Origin of the sequence: Aurantimonas sp. Leaf443 (assembly GCF_001425575.1) — a bacterium.
Classification (GTDB): Bacteria; Pseudomonadota; Alphaproteobacteria; order Rhizobiales; family Rhizobiaceae; genus Leaf443.
The window spans coordinates 11647-37044 of sequence record NZ_LMRD01000011.1 but is presented as its reverse complement, the minus strand read 5'-3'; the positions used below and the strand labels follow the sequence as shown (position 1 = coordinate 37044).

Below are 25398 nucleotides of genomic sequence, written 5' to 3'. Positions count from 1 at the left end.
ATATGGGCGAGTTCTTCTCCTTCTACGTCTGGCCGGGTCTCCTGATCCTCCTGCAGAGCGTCCTCTTCCTGGTCGTTCTGCTGGTCCTGATCGCCTACATTCTCCTCGCCGACCGAAAGATCTGGGCGGCCGTCCAGATGCGCCGCGGCCCGAACGTGGTGGGGCCGTTCGGCCTCTTCCAGTCCTTCGCCGACCTTCTGAAGTTCGTTCTGAAGGAGCCGGTGATCCCGGCCTCGGCGGACAAGACCGTGTTCCTCCTCGCCCCGCTCGTGGCGGTGACGCTGGCGCTCGCGACTTTCGCGGTCGTGCCCGTCGCCGACGGCTGGGTGATCGCCAATGTCAATATCGGCATCCTCTACGTCTTCGCGATCTCCTCGCTGGAGGTCTACGGCGTCATCATGGGCGGTTGGGCGTCGAACTCGAAATACGCCTTCCTCGGCGCGCTCCGTTCGGCCGCGCAGATGGTGTCCTACGAGGTCTCGATCGGCTTCGTCATCGTCACCGTCCTCCTGTGCGTCGGCTCGCTGAATCTCACGGATATCGTGCTGGCGCAGGGCAACGGCCTTGGGACGATGATCGGCCTGCCGAACACGTTCCTCGACTGGCACTGGCTCGGGCTGTTCCCGATGTTCATCGTGTTCTTCATCTCGGCCCTCGCCGAGACGAACCGGCCGCCCTTTGATCTTCCGGAAGCCGAGTCTGAACTCGTCGCCGGCTTCATGGTCGAATACGGCTCCACTCCGTACATGATGTTCATGCTGGGCGAGTATGCCGCCATCACCCTGATGTGCTGCCTCACCACCATCCTCTTCCTCGGCGGGTGGCTGCCGCCGTTCAACTTCATTCCCTTCACCTGGGTGCCCGGCGTCGTCTGGTTCCTGGCGAAGGTGGCCCTGGTCTTCTTCATGTTCGCCATGGTGAAGGCCTTCGTGCCGCGCTACCGCTACGACCAGCTGATGCGCCTCGGCTGGAAGGTATTCCTGCCGATCTCGCTGGCGATGGTCGTCATCACCGCCTTCGTCGTGCAGCTCTTCGGCTGGGGCGCCGCGGCGGCCGGTTCGTGATCGACGCGGCGCTCCTGGGCGCCGTCGCGGGCCTGGCCCTTGGCCTTGCGGACTTCTGGGTCCTCGGGCGGGTGCTGGCGGCGATGGCGCGGGAGCGTCCGTCGGAGCGTCTCGGCGCCCGCGTCACGCTGAATGTCGCGCGCTACGCGCAGCTCTTGTTCTTCCCGGTGGCCGGCTGGTTCGCCGGGCCACTCCTCGCCTCGAACATGGGAGGCTGATCGCCCCATGACCGCCCTTGCCCAGACCGTCCGTTCGCTCTTCCTGCTCGAGTTCGTCAAAGCCTTCACCATGTCGATGCGCTACTTCTTCGCGCCGAAGGCAACGGTGAACTATCCGTTCGAGAAAGGTCCCGTGTCGCCGCGCTTTCGCGGCGAGCATGCGCTGCGCCGCTATCCGAACGGGCAGGAGCGCTGCATCGCCTGCAAGCTCTGCGAGGCGATCTGCCCCGCGCAGGCCATCACAATCGAGGCCGGTCCCCGCCGCAACGACGGCACCCGCCGCACGGTGCGTTACGACATCGACATGGTGAAGTGCATCTATTGCGGCTTCTGCCAGGAAGCGTGCCCGGTGGACGCGATCGTCGAGGGTCCGAACTTCGAGTTCTCGACCGAGACGCGCGAGGAGCTCTACTACGACAAGGAGAAGCTCCTGGCGAACGGCGACCGCTGGGAGCGCGAGATCGCGCGCAACATTGCGCTGGACGCGCCGTACCGCTAAGCGGGCGGAAGGCATCGGGGACCGCTCGCGCGGCGCCCGGAACGAGTCGGACTGAATGCGGACCGGGACCCCGAGACGGGGAACCCGCCCGGTGAGACACCCAAAGGAGCCCGAGGATGCTGGGCCTTCAGGCACTCTTCTTCTACATCTTCGCGCTGATCTCGGTCGGCGCCGCGCTGATGGTCGTATTCTCGCGAAACCCGGTGCATTCCGTCCTGTTCCTGATCCTGACCTTCGTGGCGGCGGCGGGCCTGTTCCTGCTGGCGGGAGCGGAGTTCCTCGCGCTGATCCTCATCGTCGTCTATGTCGGCGCCGTGGCGATCCTGTTCCTCTTCGTCGTCATGATGCTCGATCTCGACTTCGGCCGGATGAAGCAGGGAGCGCTGAAATACGCGCCGATCGGCGCGATCATCGGCGTGGTGCTCCTCGCCGAACTCGTGATCGCGGTCGGCGGCGGCTATATCCGCGTGCCGACGGCTGGCGTCGCCTCCATGCCGATCCCGCCGATGGAGGACGTGTCCAACATCCGGGCGCTCGGGAACGTGCTCTACACGCGCTACATCCTGTTCTTCCAGCTCGCCGGCATGATCCTCTTCGTCGCCATGATCGGCGCGATCGTGCTCACGCTGCGCCACAAGGTGGGCCTCAAGCGTCAGTCGATCCCCGCGCAGGTCGCACGCAACCCCGCCACCGCGATCGAGATCGTCCGCGTCGAGAGCGGCAAGGGACTGTAAGGGCAAGAACATGGAAGTCGGTCTCGGACATTACCTGACGGTCGCGGCGATCCTCTTCGTGACGGGCGTCTTCGGCATCTTCATGAACCGGAAGAACATCATCACGATCCTGATGTCGGTCGAGCTCATCCTGCTCTCGGTCAACATCAACTTCGTCGCCTTCTCGGCCTTCCTGAACGACATCGTCGGCCAGGTCTTCGCGCTCTTCGTGCTCACCGTCGCGGCGGCCGAAGCGGCCATCGGCCTCGCCATCCTCGTCGTCTTCTTCCGCAACCGCGGCTCGATCGCGGTCGACGACGTCAACACGATGAAGGGCTGAGCGGCGTGTATCAGATCATCGTCCTCCTGCCGCTCTTCGGCTTCCTGATCGCGGGCCTCTTCGGCGACAAGATCGGGGCCAAGGCGTCCGAATACACGACCTCCGCCTTCCTGATCGTCGCCGCGCTCCTGTCGTGGATCGGCTTCATCTCGTTCAGCTTCGGCGAGGGCGAGACGATCCGCGTGACGATGCTGCAGTGGATGCAGTCCGGCGGCCTCGACGTCTCCTGGTCGCTGCGCATCGACCGTCTGACGCTCGTCATGCTCGTCGTCGTCAACACCGTGTCGTCGCTCGTGCATGTCTATTCGATCGGCTACATGCACCACGACCCGCACCGGCCGCGCTTCTTCGCCTATCTCTCGCTCTTCACCTTCGCCATGCTCATGCTGGTGACGTCGAACAATCTCGTCCAGATGTTCTTCGGCTGGGAGGGCGTGGGTCTCGCCTCCTATCTTCTGATCGGGTTCTGGTACCAGAAGCCGTCCGCCAGCAAGGCGGCGATGAAGGCCTTCATCGTCAACCGCGTCGGCGACTTCGGCTTCGTCCTCGGCATCTTCGGCGTGTTCGTCCTCTTCGGCTCGGTCAATCTCGACACGATCTTCGCGGGCGCGGCCGATCTCGTGACGCGCCTCGGCGGCGAGCACGGGGCGGCGGCGGGCGAGGGGGCAGAGGCCATCGCGCCGGCTCTCGTCTTCGCCGGCTACAGCCTCGACATGGCGAGCGCCATCACGGTCGTCTGCCTGCTTCTCTTCGTCGGCGCCATGGGCAAGTCGGCCCAGCTCGGCCTCCACACCTGGCTGCCCGACGCGATGGAGGGCCCGACGCCGGTCTCCGCGCTCATCCACGCCGCCACCATGGTCACCGCCGGCGTCTTCATGCTGGCGCGCATGTCGCCGGTGTTCGAGCTCAGCCACACGGCGCTGACGGTCGTCACCTTCGTCGGCGCCACGACGGCCTTCTTCGCGGCGACCGTCGGGCTCGTGCAGAACGACATCAAGCGCGTCATCGCCTATTCGACCTGCTCGCAGCTCGGCTACATGTTCGTGGCGCTCGGCGTCGGCGCCTATGGTCCCGCCGTGTTCCACCTCTTCACGCACGCCTTCTTCAAGGCGCTCCTGTTCCTCGGCGCCGGCTCGGTCATCCATGCCGTCTCTGACGAGCAGGACATGCGCAACATGGGCGGCCTGCGCCGCCACATTCCGCGCACCTACTGGATGATGGTGATCGGCACGATCGCGCTCACCGGCTTCCCGCTGACCGCCGGCTACTATTCCAAGGATGCGATCATCGAGGCGGCCTTCGTCGGCCACAACACCTTCGCCCTCTACGGCTGGGGTCTGACGGTCATCGCCGCGTTCCTGACGAGCTTCTATTCCTGGCGCCTCATCTTCATGACCTTCCACGGCAAGCCGCGGGCGAGCCACGAGGTGATGCATCACATCCACGAGTCGCCGAACGTCATGCTCGTGCCGCTCTACATCCTGGCGGCGGGCGCGCTTCTGGCGGGCCTCGTCTTCCACGGCGCCTTCATCGGCGAGGGCTACGAGGAGTTCTGGCATTCCGCCCTCTTCACGGGGCCGGAGAACCACGTTCTCCACGACATGCACGAGATCGCCTTCGGGGTCGCCATCCTGCCGACCGTGATGATGGCGCTCGGCTTCCTGCTCGCCTGGAAGGTCTATATCCGCTCGCCCGGCACGGCGGACCGGATCGCCGAGACGAACCGCGGCCTCTACAAGTTCCTCTTGAACAAGTGGTACTTCGACGAGCTCTACGACTACGTCTTCGTCCAGCCCACCAAGGCCATCGGCCGCTTCCTCTGGAAGACCGGTGACGGCAAGGTCATCGACGGGCTCGGGCCGGACGGCGTCTCCGCCCGCGTTCTCGATGTCACCGACCGCGTCGTGCGCCTGCAGACCGGCTACCTCTACCATTACGCCTTCGCCATGCTGATCGGCGTGGCGGCGCTCGTCACCTGGATGATGCTCGGGGGAGCGAATTGATGTCCGGCTGGCCGATCCTTTCGACCATCACCTTCCTGCCGCTGGTCGGCGTCGCGCTCATCCTTCTGATGAAGGACGACAGCGAGGCCGCGCGCCGCAACATCCGCAACATCGCCCTCGTCACGACGGTCTTCACCTTCGTCGTCTCGCTGCTCATCTGGATCGGCTTCGACGAGGCCAATCCCGGCTTCCAGTTCGTCGAGGAGGCGGGCTGGCTCGGCACCGGCATCACCTATCGCATGGGCGTCGACGGCATCTCGATGCTGTTCGTCATCCTGACGACCTTCCTCATGCCGATCTGCGTGCTCGCGAGCTTCGAGTCCGTGACGGTGCGCGTGAAGGAGTACATGGTCGCCTTCCTCGTGCTTGAGGTGCTGGTGGTCGGCGTCTTCTGCGCGCTCGATCTCGTGCTCTTCTACGTGTTCTTCGAGGGCAGCCTCATTCCGATGTTCCTCATCATCGGCGTGTGGGGCGGCAAGCGCCGGATCTACGCGAGCTACAAGTTCTTCCTCTACACGTTCATGGGGTCGGTGCTCATGCTCGTCGCCATGATGGCGATGTACTGGCAGGCCGGCACCACCTCGATCCCCGAGCTCCTCAACCACGACTTCCCGGCCTCTATGCAGGGCTGGCTCTGGTTCGCCTTCTTCGCGAGCTTCGCCGTGAAGATGCCGATGTGGCCCGTCCACACCTGGCTGCCGGACGCGCATGTCGAGGCGCCGACCGCCGGTTCCGTCATCCTGGCGGGCATCCTCCTGAAGCTCGGCGGATACGGTTTCGTGCGCTTCTCGCTGCCGATGTTCCCGCTGGCCTCGGCTGACTTCGCGCCGCTCGTCTACACGCTGTCGGTCATCGCCATCATCTACACCTCGCTGGTGGCGTTGATGCAGGAGGACATCAAGAAGCTGATCGCCTACTCCTCTGTCGCCCATATGGGCTTCGTGACCATGGGCATCTTCGCGGCCAATGCGCAGGGCGTGCAGGGGGCGATCTTCCAGATGCTCAGCCACGGCCTCGTCTCCGGCGCGCTCTTCCTCTGCGTCGGCGTCGTCTACGACCGCATGCACACCCGCGAGATCTCCGCCTATGGCGGCCTCGTGAACCGCATGCCGAACTACGCGGTCGTGATGCTCATCTTCACGATGGCCAATGTCGGTCTGCCCGGCACGAGCGGCTTCGTCGGCGAGTTCCTGACGCTGATGGGCGTGTTCGAGGCCAATACCTGGGTCGCGATCTTCGCGGCGACGGGCGTCATCTGGTCGGCGGCCTACGCGCTGTGGCTTTACCGGCGGGTGATCTTCGGCAAGCTGGAAAAGGAAAGCCTGAAGGCGATCCTCGATCTCGACCGCCGCGAGAAGGTCCTGCTCTATCCGCTGGTCGTCCTCACCATCTTCTTCGGCGTCTATCCGATGCCCGTCTTCAATGTCACGGCGGCCTCCGTCGAGACCCTGCTGAATGGCTACGCCGCCGCCGTCTCCACGGCGAGCACCGTCGCCGCGGCGCATTGAGATCGAAAGCGGGAACCAAGACATGCCTTCCGCAATGATGGCCTCGAGCCTTCCGATCGTCGGTCCGGAACTGATCATGGCGGTCGGCGCCATGATCCTCCTGATGATCGGCGTCTTCCGCGGCGAACGCAGCGCGGGTCTGGTGACGGCGCTCGCCGTCGGCCTCGTCGTCTTCACCGCCTTCTGGCTCGTCGCCTTCGCCCCGCGGGGCGCGGCCTTTGGCGGCTCCTTCCTGCTCGATCCCTTCGCTGCCTATGCCAAGGTTCTGGTGCTGATCGGCTCGGCGCTGGCGCTCGTCATGTCCTTCGGCTTCGCCGAGCGCGAGGCCTTCAACCGTTTCGAGTTCCCGGTTCTGATCGTCCTGTCGACGCTCGGCATGATGGTCATGGTCTCGGCCGGCGATCTCATCGCGCTCTATCTCGGCCTCGAGCTGCAGTCGCTGGCGATCTACGTTCTGGCGGCCATCAACCGCGACTCGCTGCGCTCGACGGAAGCCGGTCTGAAGTATTTCGTCCTCGGCGCGCTTTCCTCGGGCATGCTGCTCTACGGCGCCTCGATGGTCTACGGTTTCACCGGGCAGATCGAGTTCCCGGCGATCGCCGCCGCGGCTGCCCAGGAGGGGCGTTCGCTCGGCCTCATCGTCGGCATCGTGTTCGTCCTGTCGGGCCTTGCCTTCAAGATCTCGGCCGTCCCCTTCCATATGTGGACGCCGGACGTCTACGAGGGGGCGCCGACGCCGATCACCGCCTTCATGGCGGGCGCGCCGAAGGTCGCCGCCATGGCGCTGATCGCCCGCTTCACCGTGCAGGGCTTCCAGCCGCTGGCGGCGGACTGGCAGCAGGTGCTGATCTTCGTCTCCATCGCCTCGATGATCTTCGGCGCCTTCGCCGCCATCGGCCAGCGCAACATCAAGCGTCTGATGGCCTATTCGTCGATCTCGCACATGGGCTACGCCCTTGTCGGACTCTCGGCCGCCAATCTCTCGTGCGTGCGCGGCGTCCTCCTCTACATGACCGTCTATCTCGCCATGACCATCGGCACCTTCGCCGTCATCATGGCCATGCGCCGCAAGTCCGGGCAGGTCGAGACGATGGACGATCTGGCCGGTCTCTCCAAGTCCAGCCCGCTTCTGGCGATCTGCCTCACCGTCATGATGCTGTCGCTGGCGGGTCTTCCGCCGCTTGCCGGCTTCTTCGCCAAGTATTTCGTCTTCATGGCGGCCGTGGAGGCGGGGCTCTATCCGCTGGCCGTCATCGGCGTCCTCGCCAGCGTCGTCGGCCTCTTCTACTACCTGCGTCTCGTCAAGCTGATGTGGTTCGACGAGCCGGCCGAGGCCTTCCTGCCGATGGGCGGCGCCTTGAAGTTCGCGCTCGCCGTCACCGCGCTCTTCGTCTTCCCGGCCTATCTCGTGCTGGGTGGGCCGATCTTCGTCGCGGCGGAAGCGGCCGCCCGGACCTTCTTCTAGGGTGCCGCCGGCCCTCGCCCGCAATCGACGCCGGCTGACCCTCGACGTCGCGACGTCGACCAACGAGGTCGCGCTCGAGGCCGGGCGCGCGGGCGATCCGGGACCGCTCTGGGTCACGGCCCGGCGCCAGTCGGGCGGGCGCGGTCGCCGGGGGCGGGCGTGGGTCTCCGAGGAGGGCAATCTCTACGCGAGCCTGATGCTCGTCGATCCCGCCTCGATGGCCGATATCGCCAATCTGCCGCTTGTTGCCGCCCTCGGGGTGCGCAACGCGGTGGCAAGGCTGGTTCCGAACGGCGAGACGCGCGTCGCGGTCAAATGGCCGAACGACGTGCTGATCGACGGCGCCAAGGCCGTCGGCATTCTTCTCGAAAGCGACGTGTCCGGTCCGGCACCGGTCGTCGTCATCGGTTGCGGGATCAACGTGGCGTTCGTTCCGGCGGACCTACCCTATCGCGCGTCCGGCATCGTCGACGCCGGCGGCGGCGCGGATCTCGAAACGGTCTTCGCGGCGCTCGCCTCGTCCATGGACGAGGCCTTGGCGCTTTTCGCGCGTGGGGCGGGCTTCGCGCAGGTTCGCGCCGCCTGGCTCTCGCACGCCGTCGGCCTCGGCAGGCCCTGCCGCGTCAATCTCGCCGAGACGAGCGTCGATGGCCGCTTCGAGGGGCTCGACGAGCGCGGGCGTCTGATCCTGACGATGAAAGACGGTGCCCGGCGCACCATATCGGCCGGAGACCTTTTCTTTCCCGAACCGGAACGGGGAGCGGGCGCCTCCGCCGTCCTCCTTCCGGCCGGGTTCGAGACCTGAATTGAAACCCGAAACGACAACCTGAGCCCGGATGGCCGGACCGACCCTGTCGGCGGCGCGCCGGGCGCGATCAAGAAAGACACCCAAGCTTTTGTCAGAACTGGTATTCGTGCCGCTTGGCGGCATCGGCGAGATCGGTATGAACCTCGCCCTCTACGGCTATGGGCCCGCCACGAACCGCGAATGGATCGCGGTGGACTGCGGTGTGTCCTTTGCCGGGCCGGACTTTCCCGGCGTCGATCTCGTCTTCCCGGACATCCGCTTCATCGAGGAGCATCGCGACGCCCTGAAGGCGATCGTCGTCACCCACGCGCATGAGGACCATTACGGGGCTCTGCTCGACCTCTGGCCGCGCCTCAAGGTGCCGGTCTACACGACGCCCTTCACCGCGGCGCTGCTGCAGGCCAAGCGCGAGGGCGAGCCCGGCGCGCCGAAACTGCCGATCACCCTCTTCAACGCTGGCGACCGGTTCAAGATCGGGCCGTTCGAGATCGAAGCGGTGAACGTCACCCATTCTATCCCCGAGCCCGTGGCGCTCGCGATCCGCACCCCGGCCGGAACGGTGATGCACACCGGCGACTGGAAGATCGACGCCACGCCCGCCATGGGCGCCCCGACCGACGAAGCGCGGTTGCGCGCCATCGGCGACGAGGGCGTCCTCGCGCTGATCTGCGATTCGACCAATGCCATGCGCGAGGGCGAGAGCCCGAGCGAGTCGGAGGTCTCGGCCTCGCTCGCGGACATCATCCGCGGCGCCAAGGGCCGCGTCGCCGTCACCACCTTCTCGTCGAATGTCGGGCGCATCCGCTCCATCGCCGAGGCCGCGCGCGATGCCGGGCGCCAGGTCCTGCTGATGGGCCGGTCCATGCGCCGCGTCGTCGACGTCGCGACAGAACTCGAGATGCTCGGCGACCTGCCGCCTTTCGTCGGCGAGCAGGATTTCGGCTACATTCCCCGCGAGAAGGCGGTCATCGTCCTCACCGGCAGCCAGGGCGAGGCGCGCGCCGCGCTCGCCCGTCTCTCGCGCGACGAACACCCGACGGTCGCGCTCTCGAAGGGCGATCTCGTCATCTTCTCCTCGCGTTCCATCCCGGGCAACGAGAAGGCGATCCTCGACATCAAGAACGCGCTCGTCGATCGCGGCATCGAGGTGCTGGAGGACAATAGCAAGCTCGTCCACGTGTCCGGCCACCCGCGCCGGAGCGAGTTGCGCCGCATGTACGAATGGGTGCGCCCGACCATCGCGGTCCCGGCGCATGGCGAGGCGGCCCATCTCGAGGCGCATGCCGAGCTGGCCCGCAGCCTGCAGGTGCCGCAGGTCGTGTCGCTGCGCAACGGCCGCATGCTGCGTCTTGCGCCCGGCCGCGCCGAGGTGATCGACGAAGTGCCGGTCGGCCGCCTCTACAAGGACGGTGCGCTCATCGGCTCCGCCGAGGACATGGGCATCAACGACCGTCGCCGCCTGTCCTTCGTCGGGCATGTCTCGGTTCTGGTGGAGCTCAGCGCCAAGCTGGAACTGCGCGAGGATCCCGATATCGTGCCGCTCGGCCTGCCCGAGCTGGACAAGGGCGGCGAGTCGATCGACGATCTCCTGATCGATGCCGCGGCCGGGGCCGTGGAGAGCATTCCGCGCGGGCGCCGCAAGGATTTCGAGACGGTGCGCGAGGCCGTGCGCCGCTCGGTCCGCAACGCGGCCTATGCCGCCTGGGGCAAGAAGCCCATCGTGACGGTCTTCGTCACGCAGGGTTGAGGCGCGGTTCGGGCGGGGCGCCGCATCGGCGCCCCCGCAGACGCGCGGAGGCTGCCCCGGGCATCCGAAGTCGCGCCGCCGTGCGCGGCGGGGCGGCGATGAAGGAACCTCAAGGGAAGGTCTGACCCATGGGATGGATCTCGGCTCTCGCCATCTACTTCATCATCTGGTGGACGGTTCTGTTCGCCATCCTGCCCATCGGCTTTCGCAGCCAGGCCGACGATGGCGAAGTGGTGCTCGGCACCACGGCCTCCGCGCCGACCCAGCCGCAGATCTGGCGCAAGGTGTGGATGACGACCGCGGTCTCCACCATCGTCTTCGCGCTCTTCTACCTCGTGACGCAGGTCTACGGTTTCGGGCCGGACGATCTGCCCCATTTCATCCCGGGCACGTGAGGCCGCGACGATCGATCGCCGGCGCCGCAAAGCAGCACTGACCCGTATTGACCGAAATTTGAGCAACGCCAACCGCGGCATAAAAAAAATGCAAGGCTTTCGCCTTGCATTTTTAGTCGCGCGTCTGGATTTCACTCCGGTTAAGAGCCGGGGCTGCGACTAAGTCGCGCCGGAAATCACGTCCTCCCAAGACTAGACCGCATGGTCCGGATGCTTGAACTGCACCCTTGCTTATGCCGGCGCAACTTACTCACGCTTCCAGGCCTTGTCACGCGATATTTTCCGACTGTGCCATGTTCGTGACGCACCGGGAGGGCAGGGCGTGGCGGGCCCGGCGCGCCAGCTTTCCATCGCGCGGGCGAACGGTTAAGACGCCCTCGCGCGCCGGACGCGCCGAAGACCCCGAAATTGCGGATTCCATCGATGCGCCTGTCGCGATACTTCCTGCCCATCCTCAAGGAAACGCCCAAGGAAGCCGAGATCGTCTCGCATCGCCTGATGCTGCGCTCGGGCATGATCCGGCAGCAGGCGGCGGGCATCTACTCCTTCCTGCCGCTCGGCAAGCGCGTGCTCGACAAGGTCTGCCGCATCGTGCGCGAGGAGCAGGACCGCTCGGGCGCCGTCGAGCTTCTGATGCCCACGATCCAGTCCGCCGATCTCTGGCGCGAGAGCGGGCGCTACGACGATTACGGCAAGGAGATGCTGCGCATCGAGGACCGGCACGAGCGCGATCTTCTCTTCGGCCCGACCAACGAGGAGATGGTGACGGACATCTTCCGGTCGTCCGTGCGCTCCTACAAGGATCTGCCGCTCAATCTCTACCATATCCAGTGGAAGTTCCGCGACGAGGTCCGCCCGCGCTTCGGCGTCATGCGCTCGCGCGAGTTCCTGATGAAGGACGCCTATTCCTTCGATATCGACCAGGAAAGCGCCCGCATCGCCTATAATCGGATGTTCGTGGCCTATCTGCGCACCTTCGAGCGCTGCGGGCTGAAGGCCATTCCGATGCGCGCCGATACCGGGCCGATCGGCGGAGACCTCAGCCACGAATTCATCATCCTCGCCTCGACGGGCGAGAGCCAGGTCTACTGCCACCGCGATTTCCTCGATCTGCCCGTGCCGCCGAGCGGCGTCGACTTCGCCGATGCGCAGGTGCTCGCCGACATCGTCTCGGCCTGGACGACGCCCTATGCGGCGACCGACGAGATGCACGACGAGGCGGCCTGGAACGCGGTGCCGGCGGACGCGCAGCTGGCCGCCCGCGGCATCGAGGTCGGCCATATCTTCTATTTCGGCACCAAGTATTCGGCGGCGATGAACGCCGTCGTGACCGGCCCGGACGGCAAGGACGTGCCGGTGCACATGGGCTCCTACGGCATCGGCCCGAGCCGGCTGATCGCGGCGATCATCGAGGCCTTCCACGACGAGAACGGCATCGTCTGGCCGAAGTCCATCGCTCCCTTCGACATCGGCCTCATCAACATGAAGCCGGGCGACGCGGAATGCGACAAGGCCTGCGACGATCTCTACGCCAAGCTCCAGGCCGCCGGGTTCGACGTCCTCTACGACGACGAGGACACGCGCGCCGGCGCCAAGTTCGCCACGATGGACCTGATCGGCCTGCCGACGCAGGTCATCGTCGGCCCGCGCGGCGTCAAGGCCGGCGAGGCGGAGGTGAAGGACCGCGCCACGGGCGAGCGCCAGACCGTGCCGCTCGCCGCCCTGGTCGAGAGGCTCAAGGCGTGAGCGGCACCGCCGCCATCGGTGCGCCGCTCGGCGGGGAGGGCCTGCGCACGCGCCCCTTCTCGCGCTTCGAATGGATGATCGCCGGGCGCTACCTGCGCTCGCGCCGCCGCGACGCGGGCGTCTCGGTCATCGCCGGATTCTCCTTCATCGGCATCATGCTCGGCGTCGCCGCGCTCATCATCGTCATGTCCGTTATGAACGGCTTCCGCGGCGAGCTCCTCAACCGCATCCTCGGCGTCAACGGCCATGTCGTGGTCTCGCCGGTCGATCAGCCGATGACGGATTTCGCCGAGGTCTCCGACCGTCTCTCCCAGGTGGCGGGCGTCAAGTTCGTGATGCCGACCGTGCAGGGGCAGGTCCTGGCCTCCGGCAATGCGCCGACGAGCACCGGCGCTCTCATCAAGGGCGTGCGCGCGGCCGATCTCATGGATCTCGAGCCCGTCTCGTCCAACGTGAAGCAGGGCACGCTCGAAGGGTTCGACACGTCGGGCGGCGTCGCCATCGGCAGCCGTCTGGCGGAATCGCTCGGCCTCTCCCTCGGCGACCAGATCACCCTGATCGCGCCCGAGGGCGACGTCACCCCGCTCGGCACGACGCCGCGGGTGAAGGCCTATCCGGTCGTCGCGATCTTCGAGATCGGCCTGTCCGAATACGACGCGGCCTATGTCTACATGCCGCTCTCGGAGTCGCAGCTCTATTTCAACCAGGACGACCGCGTGCAGGGCATCGAGGTCTTCGTGGACAATCCCGACGACGTGGCCGCGCTGCAGCCGGCCATCGAGGCCGCCGCCGCCCGGCCCGTCTTCACCACCACCTGGCAGACGCAGAACCAGTCGTTCTTTTCCGCGCTGGAGGTGGAGCGCAACGTCATGTTCATCATCCTGACGCTGATCGTGCTGGTCGCCGCCCTCAACATCATCTCCGGCCTCTTCATGCTGGTGAAGGACAAGGGGCGCGACATCGCCATCCTGCGCACGATGGGCGCGACGAAGGGGGCGGTGATGCGGGTCTTCCTCATCACGGGCGCCTCCATCGGCCTCTCCGGCACGCTGGCCGGCTTCATCCTCGGCCTCGTCTTCTGCCTCAATATCGAGCGAATCCGGCAATTCTTCTCCTGGCTCTCGGGCGTGTCGCTCTTCGATCCGGAGATCTACTTCCTCAGCCAGCTTCCCGCGAAGGTCGAGGCGGGCGAGGTCGCGCTCGTCGTCGCCATGGCGGTCGGCCTTTCCTTCCTCGCGACGATCCTGCCCTCCTGGCAGGCCTCCCGCCTCGATCCCGTTGAAGCGCTCCGGTACGAATGATGACGCAGAATCACGCGCTCGCCCTCGAAGGCGTCGAGCGCCATTTCGTGCAGGGCGAGGGGCGCTTGACCATCCTGTCCGGCGCCTCGGTCTCGATCGATCGCGGCGAGATGGTCGCGCTCGTCGCGCCCTCGGGCTCCGGCAAGTCGACGCTCCTGCACATTGCCGGCCTGCTCGAGCGCCCGGATGCGGGCGAGGTGCGCATCGCCGGCGAGGCCTGCGGCACGCTCGGCGACGAGGAGCGCACGGCCATGCGCCGCAAGGCCATCGGCTTCGTCTATCAGTTCCATCACCTCCTGCCCGAGTTCTCGGCGCTTGAGAACGTGATGATGCCGCAGATGATCCGCGGCCTGAAGCGGGGCGAAGCGGCGACGCGCGCCGCCGAACTCCTCGACTATATGCGCATCGGCAAACGCGCCTCGCACCGGCCTGCCGAACTCTCCGGCGGCGAGCAGCAGCGCGTCGCCATCGCCCGCGCGGTCGCCAACAGCCCGCATGTGCTGCTCGCGGACGAGCCGACGGGCAATCTCGATCCCGGCACCTCGGCCTATGTCTTCGAGGCCCTGGCCGCCCTCGTGCGCCAGTCCGGCGTCGCCGCCTTGATCGCCACCCACAACCACGAGCTCGCCGGGCGCATGGATCGGGCGATCACGCTCGAGAACGGTCGGATCGTGCCGCTCGTCCTCTGACGGGGCGGTAGGGAAGGATTCCCGCCGACGCGCCCTGCGGTGCCGGCGGTTTGCCCCTGTTGCGCCGCCGGACCTGCTCCGGACGGGTTCTGGCGTCGGTCCGGTCCGGGTCCGTCCCACACCCGAGAAAGGACCGGTCCGGCGATGCGCTCGCGGATCGGCGTGCGGTATCCAGGCGACGCATGCGCAAGTTTCGCTCTTCCAGCAGCCTTGGGCGCTGGGCGCGTCTCCACCCGGCCAGAACATTCATGGAACACGCTTGACAGGGAGCGAGCAAAAGGGAACAAAGAAGGAACATGAAGCGAAGAGGGGACGGACATGACCGATATCGTCAAGGACATCGCATCGCTGGCCTCGATCGGCCTGTTTCTTCTGGCCTTCAGCCTCGTTCTCGCGGCGCTTTGATCGAGACCGGCCGCAGAACCTGTTGAGGATGCGGGACGGCGGCTTTTCCTGAGCCGGGAGAGCTCGTAATCCAAGGGCCATGCGTCGCCTGGCGGGCCGGCACGATGGCTCGCAGGAGCCCGGCGCTCGGACAGCGCAAGGCCGGCGATGCCGCGAAGGAGACGGTGATGGACGGGCTCGACTTCATCCATCTGCGCGTTCACAGCGCCTATTCGCTGCTCGAAGGCGCGCTGCGCCTTGATGCCATCGTCTCCCATGCCGTCGCGGACGGCGCGCCGGCGATCGGCGTCTGCGACACCGGCAATCTCTTCGGCGCGCTCGAATTCTCGGAGAAGGCGGCCAAGGCCGGCATCCAGCCCATCATCGGCTGTCAGCTGGACGTCGATTTCGGCGACTCCGTCGCCGAGACCCGGCCGGGCCGCGGCGAGCGGTCGCTGTCGCCGATCGCTCCGCTCGTCCTCGTCGCGGCGAGCGAGGAGGGCTTCGCCAATCTCGTCTCGGTCGTCTCGCTCGCCTATCTCGGGCACGAAGCGGCCGTGCGTCCGCACGTGCCCTTCGCCTGGCTGGAGGAGCGCGCGGCGGGTATCATCGTCCTCACCGGCGGGCCGGGCGGGCCGCTCGGCGCCGCACTCGGCGCAGGGCGCCGTCCGCTGGCCGAGGAGCGGCTGGCGCGGCTGAAGGCGGCCTTCGGGGATCGCCTCTATGTGGAGCTCCAGCGCCAGGGCGCCTATGACCGGCGCATCGAGGCCCATTCGCTCGAACTCGCCTATGCCAACGAGTTGCCGATCGTGGCGACGAACGAGTCCTTCTTCCGCTCCAAGGACGATTTCGAGGCGCACGACGCCCTGATGGCGGTCGCCAGCAACCGGCTCGTCAGCCACGAGGATCGGCGGCGGCTGAGCCCGGACCATCACCTGAAGTCGCAGGCCGAGATGGCCGCGCTCTTCGCCGATCTGCCCGAGGCGCTCGCCAACTCGATCGAGATCGCCCGGCGCTGTTCCTATCGCCCACGCACCCGCGCCCCCATCCTGCCGCGCTTTGCCGGCGTCGGCGCCGATGCGGAGACGGCGATGCTGGCGGAGGCGGCGGAGCTGCGCCGGCAGGCGGTGGAGGGGCTCGACAAGCGGCTCGCCTTTCACGGCCTGTCGCCGGGCGTTTCCGAGGAGACTTATCGCGAGCGGCTGGATTTCGAGCTCTCGATCATCGAGCGCATGAAGTTCCCCGGCTATTTCCTGATCGTCTCGGACTTCATCAAGTGGGCGAAGGCCAAGGGCATCCCGGTCGGGCCGGGCCGCGGCTCGGGCGCGGGCTCGCTCGTCGCCTGGGCGCTGACGATCACGGATCTCGATCCGCTTCGGTTCTCGCTTCTCTTCGAGCGCTTCCTCAACCCCGAGCGCGTCTCGATGCCGGATTTCGACATCGACTTCTGCCAGGACCGGCGCGAGGAGGTGATCCGCTACGTTCAGGAGAAATACGGGCGCAGCCAGGTCGGCCAGATCATCACCTTCGGAACGCTGCAGGCGCGCGCCGTGCTGCGCGATGTCGGCCGCGTCCTGGAGATGAGCTACGGGCAGGTCGACAAGCTCTGCAAGCTCGTGCCGCAGAATCCCGCCAATCCCGTCACGCTCGCGCAGGCCTTGGAGGAGGAGCCGCGGCTGAAGGAGGCGCGCGAGAAGGAGGAGGTGGTCGACCGCCTGATCTCCATCTCGCTGAAGCTCGAGGGCCTCTATCGCCACGCCTCCACGCACGCCGCCGGCATCGTGATCGGCGACCGGCCGCTGTCGCAGCTCGTTCCCATGTATCGCGACCCGCGCTCCGACATGCCGGTCACGCAGTACAACATGAAATGGGTCGAGCCGGCGGGGCTCGTGAAGTTCGACTTCCTCGGCCTCAAGACGCTGACGACGCTGCAGACGGCTGTCGAGCTCATCGCGCGCAAGGGCGTGACGATCGACCTCTCGGCTTTGCCGCTCGACGACGAGAAGAGCTACCAGATGCTGACGCGCGGCGAGACCGTCGGCGTGTTCCAGGTGGAATCGGCGGGCATGCGCAAGGCGCTGATCGGCATGCGGCCCGACCGGTTCGAGGACATCATCGCCCTCGTCGCGCTCTACCGTCCCGGCCCGATGGAGAACATCCCGACCTACAACGCCCGCAAGCACGGAGAGGAGGAGGCCGACTTCCTGCATCCGATGATCGAGAGCATCCTGAAGGAGACGCAGGGCGTCATCATCTATCAGGAGCAGGTGATGCAGATCGCGCAGGTCCTGTCGGGCTATTCGCTCGGCGAGGCCGATCTCCTGCGCCGCGCCATGGGCAAGAAGATCCGCGCCGAGATGGACGTGCAGCGCGTGCGCTTCGTCGAGGGCGCGGTGAAGAACGGCCTGCCCAAGGCGCAGGCCAACATGATCTTCGACCTTCTGGCGAAATTCGCGGATTACGGCTTCAACAAGAGCCACGCCGCCGCCTACGCGCTCGTCTCCTACCAGACGGCCTATCTGAAGGCGAACCACCCGGTCGAGTTCCTGGCCGCCTCCATGACGCTGGACGCCGGCAACACCGACAAGCTCAACGACTTCCGCTCCGACGCGCTGCGCCTGAAAATCGAGGTCGTGCCGCCTTCGGTGCAAACCTCGTTCAAGGCCTTCGAGGTCGGCGAGAACCGGATCTACTATTCGCTGGCGGCCATCAAGGGCGTCGGCGAGCATGCGGTGGAGCACATCGTCGAGCGGCGGGGCGACCGGCCCTTCGCCTCGCTCGAGGATTTCTGCATGCGCATCGATCCCAAGATCGTGAACAAGCGCACGCTCGAATTCCTGATCGCCGCCGGCGCGCTGGACTGTTTCGGGCACGACCGCGCCGTCCTCACCGCCAATCTCGAACGCATGGCCGGCTACGCCCTGCGGGCGCACGAAGGGCGCACGATCGGCCAGTCCGATATGTTCGGCTCGGCCTCGAGCGGCCCCGAGCCGCTGCGCCTGACCCCCGCCCAGCTCTGGACCTCGTCGGAGAAGCTCCTGAAGGAGTTCCAGGCGATCGGCTTCTACCTTTCGGCCCATCCGCTCGACGAGTATCGCGCCACGCTGAAGCGCCTGCGCGTGCAGACCTATGCCGATGTCGTGGCGGGCGTGAAGCGCGGCGCGAGCGCCGGCAAGCTCGCCGGCACGGTGACCGCGCGCCAGGAGCGCAAGACGCGCAGCGGCGGCAAGATCGGCATCGTGCAGCTGTCCGATTCCAGCGGCCAGTACGAAGTGGTGCTTTTCTCCGAAGTGCTCTTCGCCTTCCGCGACATGCTGGAGCCCGGCGCCTCGGTCATTCTCTCGGTCGCGGCCGAGGAGCGGCCGGAGGGCATCTCGCTGCGCGTCTCCACGGTCCAGTCGCTGGAGGACGAGGCGGTGCGCATGCAGCAGGCGCTGCGCATCTTCATGAAGGATGCCGCGCCGCTGAAGGCGGTGCGCGCGCAGCTGCGCGACCAGGGCGACAGCGAGGTCTCGTTCGTGCTGGTGCGCGAGGGCGGAGACCGCGAGGTCGAGATCACGCTGCCCGGCCGCTACCGCGTGTCGCCGCAGATGGCGAGCGCCGTGAAATCGGCCATCGGCGTCCTCGACGTCGAGCTGGTCTGAGCGGCCCGCCGTCAGGCGGAGAGGCTGACCATCATGCGCTCGATCTCCTTGATGCGCGTCATCGTCGCCTCGTAGCCGAGATCGATGGCCTCGGCGGCACGGAAGAACTCCGACAGGCCGATGTCGCGCACACGCGGCTGCAGGGCGAGGTCCGGCGGGTCGCCGGCAAGGCGCGCCCGCGAGATGCGGTCCTGGATGATGTTGAACGCGTCGACCATCGAGCGCGAGATCGAGAGCTTCTCGCTGCGCGTGATCGGCGTCTTCGAACCGTCCGGTTGCATCACGGGCTCTGCCGGGCGAAGCCGGCTGGTGTCGCCCTCGGCGCGAAGGCGCATCACGGCGGCGCGGCCGAAGAGATCGTAGTGGAGGTTCACGGCGACGACGAAGGGTTCCTCGAAGACGCGGCAGACATTGACGGGCACCGGGTTCACGAGCGCCCCGTCGAGAAGGCGGCGCTCGCCGCAGACCACGGGCTCGAAGACGCCGGGCAACGCGTAGGAGGCGCGCATGGCGAGGATGAGCGAGCCGGAGTCCAGCCAGACCTCGTGCCCGTGCCGCGCCTCGCAGGCCACGCAGACGAGCGGGCGAGTCAGATCCTCGATGTCGATCGTCCCGAGCGAGTCGGCGAGGCGCTTCGAGAGCCGCATGCCGCCGATGAGGCCGCCGCCGCCGAAGCGAAGGTCGAGGAAGCGCATCATGCCGCGGCGGGTGAGGGAACGCGCGAAACTCTCCAGTTCGTCGAGCTTGCCAGCGAGATAGCAGCCGCCGACCAACGCGCCGATGGAGGTGCCGGCGATCATAGAGATCGGGATCTTCGCCTCGTCGAGAGCGCGCAGCACGCCGATATGCGCCCAGCCCCGCGCGGCGCCGCCGCCCAGCGCCAGCGCCACGCCGTGCTTCGGCGGTCTGGGCGCCCTGGTCGTGACCGTCGCCGGGGGTTTTCCGGCGCCGAGCGTTGGAACCGGCGGCACATCGTCGGAGCGTCCGAATACACGATCGAGCATGCTGCGACCTCCCGGCTGACCCTGATCGCCCACAGGTCTGGCAGGATAGCGGGGAGGTTTGAGCAACGGATTAACGGCAGGGGAAGGCGCGTCCCGTCAGGCGTCGGCGACGGGCTCGAGCGCGCCGCTCTCCCGGTCGATGCGCCGGTAGAAGCAGGTGCTGCGGCCGGTATGGCAAGTGTCGGCACGCTTCTGGGGCACCACTTTCAGCCAGATCGCGTCCTGATCGCAGTCGACGAGAAGGTCCGAGACGGTCTGCAGGGCGCCGGAGGTCTCGCCCTTCTTCCAGAGCGTGCCGCGCGAGCGCGACCAGTAATGCGCGATCCCCGTCTCCACGGTGAGGCGCAGCGCCTCCTCGTTCATGTGCGCGACCATGAGGAGGGCGCCGCTTTCGGCGTCGGTGACGACGGCGGTGACGAGACCGGCGGCGTCGAAACGGGGCGCGAGGCACGTGCCTTCCTCGCGATCGAACGGATCGCCCGCCATGTCAGCCGCGCTGGCCGACGAGCATGAGGAAGCGGTCGCGCTCGTCCTTGTCGTCGCGGAAGACGCCGTTGAAGGAGGTCGTGATCGTGCGCGAGCCCTTGGTGCGGATGCCACGCATGGACATGCACATATGCTCGGCCTCGAGCAGGACGGCGACGCCCTTTGGCGCGAGCGCCTCGACGATCGCGTCGGCGATCTGCGCGGTCATCGATTCCTGCGTCTGCAGGCGGCGCCCGAAAATGTCGACGACGCGGGCGATCTTGGAGAGGCCGAGAACACGCCCGTCCGGCTTGTAGGCGACATGCGCCTTGCCGACGACCGGGACCATGTGATGTTCGCAATGCGAGTGGAAGTCGATGTCGCGCACGAGCACGGTGTCGTCGTAGCCCGAGACTTCCTCGAACGTGCGCCCGAGCGCCTTCGTGGCGTCGTCGCGATAGCCGCCGAAGAGTTCCTCGTAGGCCTTGACGACGCGCGCAGGCGTCTCGCGCAGGCCTTCGCGGGCCGGATCCTCGCCGATCCAGCGCAGCAGCGTCTCGACGGCGGCCTCGGCCTCCTGGCGGCTCGGCCGTCCAGTCGGGGAGAGATCGGGGAACTTCTTGACGACGGCGTCCATGCTGCCTCTTCTCGTGCCGACCGGGATGCGGGCCGCGATCCACTGCGAATTCGCATCGGGCGCCCGGGGGGCGGTCTTGCGCGGATCGCTGCCCGAACCGTCTGTCGCCATCGCGCGGCCTCGTACGCTCACAACTGCGCCACGGGTGCGCGGACTTGGGTCGGCCGGTGCCCGTTGGCCCCGGCATTCGCATGCTTATATAACCGGTGGACCTGAGCTTTGACAGGTCGGCGGCAAATTACCAGCCTTGAGGGCCGAACCCGTGATCGACGACGTCTATAACGCCCGCATCCTCGAATTTGCCGGCAACATTCCCCGCATCGGCCGCCTGGCAGATGCGCAGGCCAGCGCGACGGCCCATTCGAAACTGTGCGGCTCCACCGTGACGGTGGACGTGAAGCTCGAGGACGGCGTCGTCAGCGATTTCGCGCATGACGTGAAGGCCTGCGCGCTCGGCCAGGCCTCGTCCTCGATCATGGCGCGCAACATCATCGGCGCGACGCCGCAGGACCTGCGCGAGGCCCGCGAGACGATGCGGCGGATGCTGAAGGAGAACGGCGCTCCGCCCGAAGGCCGCTTCGCCGATGCGAAGTTCCTGGAGCCGGTGCGCGACTACAAGGCCCGCCACGCCTCCACCATGCTGACCTTCGACGCCGTGGTCGAGGCGCTCGACAAGATCGACGCGCAGGCCGCGACGAAAGCCGCCTGAGCGCTGGGGGCGTCGCATCTCATGGAACCGTCGTCCGGAATGCGCGAGACACCGAAGGCCGACGGCCCGGACCGGACGCTCGGCCGCAACTATCGCGGGGCATGGCGGCGCACGCCGGGCCGGCTCCTCGGGATCGGCGCGGTGCGCCTGTACCAGATCGTCTTCTCGCCCTTCGTCGGCGGCCACTGCCGGCACGTGCCGACCTGTTCGGAATATGCCTACGAGGCCGTTGCCCGGCATGGTCTCCCGCGCGGTGCCTGGCTCACTGGCCGACGGGTGCTGCGCTGCGGACCGTTCGGAAAGCCCGGCCTCGACCCCGTGCCCGAGACGCTCCGACGAGACCGGCGGTGAATCCTGTGGGCCGGCCGTCCTGCCGAAGACGTTTGACAGAATCCGCGCCCGGGTGAACGATCGTCCCGTCAGCAATTCTAAAAGGGCGGGGGTCTTCCGTGGCGCACAAGTTCGAGGTCTACAAGGACAGGAAGGGCGAGTTCCGCGTCCGCTTCAAGTACAATAGCGAAGTGATCTTCTCCACGGAGGGCTACGCCTCGAAGGCCGGGGCTCATCGCGCGATCGAATCGATCCGCAAGCATGTGGGAGAAGCGCCGGTCGAGGACGTGGACGCCACGGTCTGACCGTCGCCCGGCCGCGCGCCGGTTCCGGCAAGTCCGACGATCCCTGCCTGTCCAGCCGGCGCGCCGGTCCTTCCCGCTTGCCCCAATCGTCCCGGCTGATAGAAGTCGCGCCCGGCGCCTGCCTTCGGCGCCGATCGATCGAAGGGCTTCCCCGCGTGGTTGGCGGGAGTGAGCGGAAAGGAACACGCATGATCGACCTCTCCTTCCCCGACGGGTCCGTCCGCCAGTTCGAGCCGACGGTGACCGGGGCCGAGATCGCCGCGGGCATCTCGAAATCCCTTGCCAAGAAGTCGGTCGCCTACGCCCTCGACGGCGAGGTGCGCGATCTGTCCGACCCGGTCGGCCGCTCGGGCGCGCTCGAGATCGTGACGCGCGACGACGGCCGGGCGCTCGAGCTCATCCGGCACGACGCGGCGCATGTGATGGCGCAGGCCGTGCAGGAACTGTGGCCGGGCACGCAGGTGACCATCGGTCCGGTGATCGAGAACGGCTTCTACTACGACTTCGCCCGCGACACGCCCTTCACGCCCGACGACCTGCCGGTCATCGAGAAGAAGATGGCCGAGATCATCCGCCGCAACGCGCCCTTCACCAAGGAGGTCTGGTCGCGCGAGAAGGCGCGCGAGGTCTTCGCGGCCAAGGGCGAGGCCTACAAGGTGGAGCTGGTCGACGCGATCCCCGCCGGGCAGGACCTGAAGATCTACGCGCAGGGCGACTGGTTCGACCTGTGCCGCGGCCCGCATATGGCCTCCACCGGGCAGATCGGCGAGGCGTTCAAGCTGATGAAGGTCGCCGGCGCCTACTGGCGCGGCGATTCGAACAATCCGATGCTCACGCGCATCTACGGCACGGCCTGGGCGACGAAGGAGCAGCTCGACGCCTATCTCCACATGCTGGAAGAGGCCGAGAAGCGCGACCATCGCCGGCTCGGCCGCGAGATGGATCTCTTCCATTTCCAGGAGGAGGGGCCGGGCGTCGTCTTCTGGCATGCCCATGGCTGGAAGATGTTCCAGACGCTCGTCTCCTACATGCGCCGGCGTCTGGACACGCAGGGTTACGACGAGGTCAACGCCCCGCAGATCCTCGACAAGGCGCTGTGGGAGACCTCCGGTCACTGGGGCTGGTACAAGGAGAATATGTTCGTCACCGAGACCGAGGACGAGCGCGTCTTCGCGATCAAGCCGATGAACTGCCCGGGCCATGTGCAGATCTTCAAGCATGGTCTGAAGAGCTACCGCGATCTGCCCATTCGCTATGCGGAATTCGGCAACGTGCATCGCTACGAACCGTCCGGTGCGCTGCACGGGCTGATGCGCGTGCGCGGCTTCACGCAGGACGACGCGCATGTCTTCTGCACGGAGGATCAGCTGGCCGCCGAGTGCCTGCGCATCAACGACCTCATCCTCTCGACCTATTCCGATTTCGGCTTCGGCGAGATCACGGTGAAGCTTTCGACGCGGCCCGAGAAGCGGGTCGGTTCGGATGCCAACTGGGATCATGCCGAGGCGATCATGACCGGCGTCCTGGAGGATATCGCGCGCAACTCGAACGGCCGGGTGAAGACGGCGATCAATCCGGGCGAGGGCGCGTTCTACGGGCCGAAGTTCGAATACGTGCTGCGCGACGCGATCGGCCGCGACTGGCAGTGCGGCACGACGCAGGTCGACTTCAACCTGCCGGAGCGGTTCGGCGCCTTCTACATCGACAAGGATTCGGAGAAGCGCCAGCCGGTCATGGTCCATCGCGCCATCTGCGGCTCGATGGAGCGCTTCCTCGGCATTCTCATCGAGAACTATGCCGGCCACATGCCGCTCTGGTTCGCGCCGCTGCAGATTGTGGTGGCGACCATCACCTCGGAGGCGGACGACTATGCCCGCGAGGTCGCGGCGGAGCTGAAGAAGGCGGGCCTGCGCGTCGAGACCGATCTTCGCAACGAGAAGATCAACTACAAGGTCCGCGAACACTCGGTCGCCAAGGTGCCGGTCATCCTCGTCTGCGGCAAGCGCGAGGCGGAGGAGAGGACGGTCAACATGCGGCGCCTGGGCTCGCGCGACCAGTCCTCGGGGACCCTCGTCGAGACCATCGCCGCGCTCGGCGAGGAGGCCGTGCCGCCGGACCTTCGCCGCGCGCGCGAAGCGTCCGTCGCCGCGCAATAGGCGCTTTCGACGCCGATCGGACACGGAAAGGGGCGTGCCGGCCGCGGCGCGCCCCTTTCGCGTTTCGACCCGTTCAGTCGCCGGAGCCTTCGCCGTTCTCGGGCGCCGCGAGATCGGAGGTCAGCACCTCCACATCCTCGTCCCGGCCCGCTTCCACCGAGAAGCTGCGCTGATAGAGCTTTCCGCGGTTGCGCGCGAGCACGAGATAGTCGCCCTCCGCCAGAACCAGGGAGGAGAAGGCGCCGACGCTCTCGCGCACCGGGTCGCCGGAGGCGGTGGTGATCGACCAGGCGGTGTCGGCGATCGCCTCGCCGCCCTTTTCGCGCACGAGCTTCAGCGTGAGCTGCGCGGCGTGGTGCTGGAGCGTCGCCTCCGTCAGCTTGCCGGCCTCCACGCGGATGTCGGCGCGCACCACGGCGTTGATCGCGCCGTAGCTCGAGACGACGTGGTAGTTGCCGGCATTGAGCCGCACCACGCGGTTTGCGGGCACGTGGCTCGCCACGAGCTGGCGGTCGTTCTCCTGGTCGGCATCGGTATAGACGTCGAAGAAGACCTTCTCCTGCGCGAGCGCCGCGTCGTTGGGGGCGACGGCGCTCAGCTTCAGGCCGCCGGCGTCCATCACCACCGTTTCGCGCGTGCGAAGGCCCGCGAACTCGATGCGCTTGGTCATGCCCGCCCGCCCGAACAGGACGTGCAGGAGGTAGCTGCCGCGCGGCACGGCGAAATTCGGGTTGGCCTCCGCCGAAGTCGCGATCAGCGGCAGCTTGCCGCTGGCATCCGGGGCGGCGGCGAAGAGGCGCCAGACGAGACCGTTCGGGATTTCCGGCCCGTCCTGCGTGAGACGCGCGCTCAAGGAGAGGCTCTCGCTGGCCCGCGCCGGTTCGGGATGGGGCTTGGGCTGCGGGCCGAAGGGCTTGAGGTCGGGCAGATCGAGCTTGGGCGAGGCGCCGGGCGAGAGGCTGGTCGGCAGGGCGATCGGATCGAATCGCTCCAGCGCCCGGTTCGGCGCGGCGCCGACCGACGCCGCATCCGGCACGAGGTCGGCGGCGGAGGGCGAGACGTAGGAGCCGGGTTTCTCGGGCTCCCCGCCGAAAAGGCCGCGCAGCCCGCGCTCGATGCTGGACCCGCCGCCCGGCACGGCGCCGGCACCATCCTGCGCGAGCGCCGGAAGTCCGCTGACCCCTTGGACGACGAAGAAAGCCGTGACGACGGCGCGGCCACGATGCACTGCGATGATCCCCCGGCACGACGGCTCCACCCTTGGCCGA

23 protein-coding genes are annotated in these 25398 nt (G+C 67.0%); 19 read left to right on the top strand and 4 right to left on the bottom strand.

Going from position 1 to position 25398, the window contains the following annotated elements:
• Positions 1–2: 2 nt before the first annotated feature.
• From nuoH to dnaE, 15 genes are all read left to right on the top strand, one after another.
• Positions 3–1064 carry an NADH-quinone oxidoreductase subunit NuoH gene (gene nuoH / locus ASG48_RS15845; RefSeq protein ID WP_055852056.1) on the top strand — a complete coding sequence of 354 codons (1062 nt, stop codon included), beginning with the start codon at positions 3–5 and terminating at the stop codon, positions 1062–1064.
• Positions 1061–1282, top strand: a complete 222-nt coding sequence (locus ASG48_RS15840) for a hypothetical protein (RefSeq protein ID WP_055852052.1) — start codon at positions 1061–1063, stop codon at positions 1280–1282. Before nuoH ends, ASG48_RS15840 begins: the two co-directional genes overlap by 4 nt.
• 7 nt (positions 1283–1289) lie before the next feature.
• Positions 1290–1781, top strand: a complete 492-nt coding sequence (gene nuoI / locus ASG48_RS15835; protein WP_055852048.1) for an NADH-quinone oxidoreductase subunit NuoI — start codon at positions 1290–1292, stop codon at positions 1779–1781.
• Positions 1782–1900: 119 nt separating this feature from the next.
• Positions 1901–2515 (top strand): NADH-quinone oxidoreductase subunit J, encoded by a 615-nt coding sequence (locus ASG48_RS15830; RefSeq protein WP_055852331.1) that lies wholly within the window; start codon positions 1901–1903, stop codon positions 2513–2515.
• A 10-nt stretch (positions 2516–2525) separates the two neighbouring features.
• The gene (nuoK, locus tag ASG48_RS15825) at positions 2526–2834 is read left to right on the top strand and encodes an NADH-quinone oxidoreductase subunit NuoK (protein WP_055852045.1); all 309 of its coding nucleotides are present in this window, start codon (positions 2526–2528) and stop codon (positions 2832–2834) included.
• Between the two features lie 5 nt (positions 2835–2839).
• Positions 2840–4837: an NADH-quinone oxidoreductase subunit L gene (gene nuoL, locus ASG48_RS15820; RefSeq protein ID WP_055852043.1), complete on the top strand. Its 1998-nt coding sequence runs from the start codon at positions 2840–2842 to the stop codon at positions 4835–4837.
• Positions 4837–6345, top strand: coding sequence for an NADH-quinone oxidoreductase subunit M (locus tag ASG48_RS15815; protein WP_055852040.1), 1509 nt, complete (start codon positions 4837–4839; stop codon positions 6343–6345). Before nuoL ends, ASG48_RS15815 begins: the two co-directional genes overlap by 1 nt.
• Before the next feature lie 22 nt (positions 6346–6367).
• A complete protein-coding gene (gene nuoN, locus ASG48_RS15810; RefSeq protein WP_055852037.1) occupies positions 6368–7810 on the top strand; it encodes an NADH-quinone oxidoreductase subunit NuoN in 1443 nt (480 codons plus the stop codon).
• A gap of 1 nt (position 7811) precedes the next feature.
• On the top strand, positions 7812–8615 hold the full coding sequence (locus ASG48_RS15805; RefSeq protein ID WP_055852032.1) for a biotin--[acetyl-CoA-carboxylase] ligase: 804 nt from the start codon (positions 7812–7814) through the stop codon (positions 8613–8615).
• Positions 8616–8754: 139 nt separating this feature from the next.
• On the top strand, positions 8755–10365 hold the full coding sequence (locus ASG48_RS15800; protein WP_244486928.1) for a ribonuclease J: 1611 nt from the start codon (positions 8755–8757) through the stop codon (positions 10363–10365).
• A 128-nt stretch (positions 10366–10493) separates the two neighbouring features.
• The gene (locus ASG48_RS15795) at positions 10494–10760 is read left to right on the top strand and encodes a DUF1467 family protein (RefSeq protein ID WP_055852027.1); all 267 of its coding nucleotides are present in this window, start codon (positions 10494–10496) and stop codon (positions 10758–10760) included.
• A 423-nt stretch (positions 10761–11183) separates the two neighbouring features.
• On the top strand, positions 11184–12506 hold the full coding sequence (proS, locus tag ASG48_RS15790) for a proline--tRNA ligase (protein ID WP_055852023.1): 1323 nt from the start codon (positions 11184–11186) through the stop codon (positions 12504–12506).
• A 74-nt stretch (positions 12507–12580) separates the two neighbouring features.
• Positions 12581–13807, top strand: coding sequence for a lipoprotein-releasing ABC transporter permease subunit (locus ASG48_RS15785; RefSeq protein WP_156381653.1), 1227 nt, complete (start codon positions 12581–12583; stop codon positions 13805–13807).
• Positions 13807–14496: an ABC transporter ATP-binding protein gene (locus tag ASG48_RS15780; protein WP_055852016.1), complete on the top strand. Its 690-nt coding sequence runs from the start codon at positions 13807–13809 to the stop codon at positions 14494–14496. Before ASG48_RS15785 ends, ASG48_RS15780 begins: the two co-directional genes overlap by 1 nt.
• 572 nt (positions 14497–15068) lie before the next feature.
• The gene (dnaE, locus tag ASG48_RS15775) at positions 15069–18524 is read left to right on the top strand and encodes a DNA polymerase III subunit alpha (protein WP_156381652.1); all 3456 of its coding nucleotides are present in this window, start codon (positions 15069–15071) and stop codon (positions 18522–18524) included.
• 11 nt (positions 18525–18535) lie between these two features.
• Here the strand turns inward: dnaE and ASG48_RS15770 are convergent, their stop codons facing one another.
• From ASG48_RS15770 to folE, 3 genes are all read right to left on the bottom strand, one after another.
• Positions 18536–19528: a patatin-like phospholipase family protein gene (locus tag ASG48_RS15770; RefSeq protein ID WP_055852009.1), complete on the bottom strand. Its 993-nt coding sequence runs from the start codon at positions 19526–19528 to the stop codon at positions 18536–18538.
• Positions 19529–19624: 96 nt separating this feature from the next.
• On the bottom strand, positions 19625–20014 hold the full coding sequence (gene hisI / locus ASG48_RS15765) for a phosphoribosyl-AMP cyclohydrolase (RefSeq protein WP_055852006.1): 390 nt from the start codon (positions 20012–20014) through the stop codon (positions 19625–19627).
• A 1-nt stretch (position 20015) separates the two neighbouring features.
• Complete coding sequence (gene folE, locus ASG48_RS15760) at positions 20016–20630, bottom strand: GTP cyclohydrolase I FolE (protein WP_055852003.1); 615 nt, start codon at positions 20628–20630, stop codon at positions 20016–20018.
• A 262-nt stretch (positions 20631–20892) separates the two neighbouring features.
• Between folE and ASG48_RS15755 the strand changes: the two genes are divergently transcribed.
• From ASG48_RS15755 to thrS, 4 genes are all read left to right on the top strand, one after another.
• Positions 20893–21339, top strand: a complete 447-nt coding sequence (locus ASG48_RS15755; RefSeq protein ID WP_055852000.1) for an iron-sulfur cluster assembly scaffold protein — start codon at positions 20893–20895, stop codon at positions 21337–21339.
• 39 nt (positions 21340–21378) lie between these two features.
• The gene (gene yidD / locus ASG48_RS15750) at positions 21379–21690 is read left to right on the top strand and encodes a membrane protein insertion efficiency factor YidD (protein WP_055851997.1); all 312 of its coding nucleotides are present in this window, start codon (positions 21379–21381) and stop codon (positions 21688–21690) included.
• A 98-nt stretch (positions 21691–21788) separates the two neighbouring features.
• On the top strand, positions 21789–21974 hold the full coding sequence (locus ASG48_RS15745) for a DUF1508 domain-containing protein (RefSeq protein WP_055851994.1): 186 nt from the start codon (positions 21789–21791) through the stop codon (positions 21972–21974).
• 188 nt (positions 21975–22162) lie between these two features.
• Positions 22163–24130 carry a threonine--tRNA ligase gene (gene thrS, locus ASG48_RS15740; RefSeq protein ID WP_055851990.1) on the top strand — a complete coding sequence of 656 codons (1968 nt, stop codon included), beginning with the start codon at positions 22163–22165 and terminating at the stop codon, positions 24128–24130.
• 73 nt (positions 24131–24203) lie between these two features.
• On the opposite strand, the gene ASG48_RS15735 is transcribed toward thrS, so the two are convergent.
• Complete coding sequence (locus ASG48_RS15735) at positions 24204–25358, bottom strand: hypothetical protein (RefSeq protein ID WP_244486923.1); 1155 nt, start codon at positions 25356–25358, stop codon at positions 24204–24206.
• Positions 25359–25398: the final 40 nt, after the last annotated feature.